The organism is Campylobacter concisus (assembly GCF_902460875.1).
In the GTDB taxonomy this organism is placed as follows: domain Bacteria; phylum Campylobacterota; class Campylobacteria; order Campylobacterales; family Campylobacteraceae; genus Campylobacter_A; species Campylobacter_A concisus_AA.
Genome location: NZ_CABPVR010000007.1, coordinates 268,951 through 271,617 on the forward strand (window position 1 = coordinate 268,951; position 2,667 = coordinate 271,617).

Consider the following 2,667-nt stretch of genomic DNA (forward strand, 5'->3'; position numbering starts at 1 on the left):
TAATCAAAAATTTAAAAACATCAATAATTTTTTAATTTACATATTTTTAGTGAATGTCTTAAAAAAGATTAATTAATATTCTTGCTTATTTCTATGGCTCGCCAAAGGGTAAAAATCAAAAAATACAAATAAAATTATTTAAATAAAAAACCCAAGAATTTCTCGGGTTTTAAACAAGATATTATAAATCCGGCGTAACGTTATTTTCTATTTTAATACTTACCGTTTCGCCATTTACGGTCGTAGAATACGTTCCGTCATTATTATTTTGCCATGAGGACGTATCCGTCTTATGAACGGTATCGTCGGTACCGCCTTTTACGGTAAGAGTATCACCGGTAGTTTTATTGACGTCTAGCACGTCTTGTGCGGTGATGTTTAGTTTTGCGCCGTTTACGCCCGTCATATCTATCGATTTTACGTTTTTATCCGTTATAGCAGATAACTGGGATAGATCCACGGTTTTATCGCCTTCCATATCGGTTATATTTACCTCCCCGTTTGTATGAGTTATAGATACTTTGTTTTCAAAATTTAAGTTATTAAATCCAGCAGAAGCTCCGTTTTTCAAAACTAAAGTATCATTGCCCCCATCTCCGTTTATAGCTATGTTACCTGAATTATTTATAGTAGCTCCGCCACTTATACTTATAGTATCATTGCCCTCATTGCCTCGCACTGAAGAGTTTGTTAAAGTAGCTCCAGAATTTATATTTATAGTATCGTTTCCTGCATAACCATAAACGTGACCGCCGTTTAAATTGGCTCCAGAATTTATATTTATAATATCATTACCTTCGCCTGCACTTATATGCGTACCGCTTTCGAAATTAGACCCTGAATTTATATTTATAACGTCATTACCGCTTCCGGTTCCTATTCCAGTTCCTTGTGTTGCGCTTGTCGTTTTAAATGTAGTATCAGTAGCATTTATAGTATCGTTGCCCTCTTTCGTCCAGATATTAGTATCGTTTACAGTAACGTTATATAAATTTACAGTATCGTTGCCAGTTCCAGTATCGACCTTGACGTTTTTATTGTAGTCATTGTCGACTTTGTTTAGATTTGTATTCCTTATCGTAACGATATCATCGCCATCTCCACTAATAATTTTACCACCGACAAAACCTTCTTTATTAGCTCCTCCGTCGATTTCTATAATATCGTTACCAGCATTACCTTCAATATCACCCTTAACGACGGCACCGTCCAAAACTTTAATCGTATCGTTACCGTCGTCGCCGTGAATATATTCTTTTACCGTAGTACCCTTTCCGGTTACAGTTATACTATCATTACCCCATCTTCCGACTATACCGTCTACGTTTGCGCCATTTTCTACTAGGATAGTATCATCGCCGCCTCTACCGTTTATACCGCTAACGTAGGTTTGATCGCCAGATACAGTTATTTTATCGCCTCCTTCGTCGCCCCTTACTTCTTCTGTTACTTTTGCGCCATTTTTTACGGTGATGATATCAGCGCCGTCTCCACCGAATATATATTTCGCACTGGTTCCTGCACCGCTTAAAGTTATAGTATCGGCATCGGCACCGCTATCTACTATATCTAAAGCCGGATTTACCTGCTTTTGGTATATATCGTTCATAGTTTTGGTGTCACCTCTTATCTGCCCTACGACTTTGGCACCGTCCTCTAAAGTTATAGTATCTTTTCCAGCCTCTCCAAGTATATTGTTTATCGAAGAATTTCCTTTGGCGGTTATCACGTCGTCGCCTGCGCCGCCGCGAATGCTTCCTGTTACCGTAGCGTTTTCGACGTTTATGGTATCTATCCCGTCATTGCCGCCTATGTTTTTAACTTCGGAATTATTACTTACTTTTATAATATCGTCTTCAGAGCCGCCTAAGATATCTGAAGTTACCTTAGAATTATCTACCGAAATTTTGTCTTCGCCCGAACCGCCGGAAATACCGATTATCTCGGCGCCGTTTTTGAGGTCGACGTTGTCGTTTCCGACTCCTCCGTGTACGGACGTTATTTTTGCGCCGTCTACGGTTATATTATCTATATTATCTGATCCAAACACTTTTAAACTTGGATTAGGATTTACTATCTTAGCTACCGATCCGTCATCCGGATAGTTTGAAGCTTTTGCCGCGCTAGTTACCGCTAGGTCTTTAGCATCATCTTGACCGATAGCAAGGTTACCGTCTTTACTTACATACCAGCCTTCTTTATAATCAAATGCACTAGGAGCGGCAGGATCGTTAGGAGTTAGATAATCTCTACCGTCGGTATGTCTATATACGTGATATCCATTAGGTATAGAAGAGGCAAATGAGTCTAAGAGCGCAGAAGATGTGCTTTCTCCCTTATACGCCGACAATGGAATTTTTATACTTCCTGCTGGCAAAGCAGGTCCTGTTGCTCCAGCTCCAGCCCCAACAGCACTTCCTCCACTTACACCAAAGCTATTATCTCCACCTGCTGCTAGAGATAAAGCATCTATGCTTCCTACATTAGCATTTATGTTACTAATGTGGCCTCCTTCTGCAAAGCTAGTAGAAGATAAGCTTACGCCATCTCCACCATTACCACCTGCTTGTGGACCACCTGCAGCAGTTTCTTCTAGAGCATTAAGATCTGTTCCTTTTAAGATGGCTTGTTGTAAAGCTGAGATATCAGCTACTGTTTCGTTATTGT

The 2,667-nt window shown here is 39.8% G+C and carries 1 protein-coding gene; it reads right to left on the bottom strand.

All coding sequences use genetic code 11. The features are described from left to right. Window positions 1-181: 181 nt before the first annotated feature. The coding region (locus tag F3H01_RS05145; RefSeq protein ID WP_188116352.1) for a beta strand repeat-containing protein at window positions 182-2,667 on the bottom strand (2,486 nt) is incomplete at its 5' end.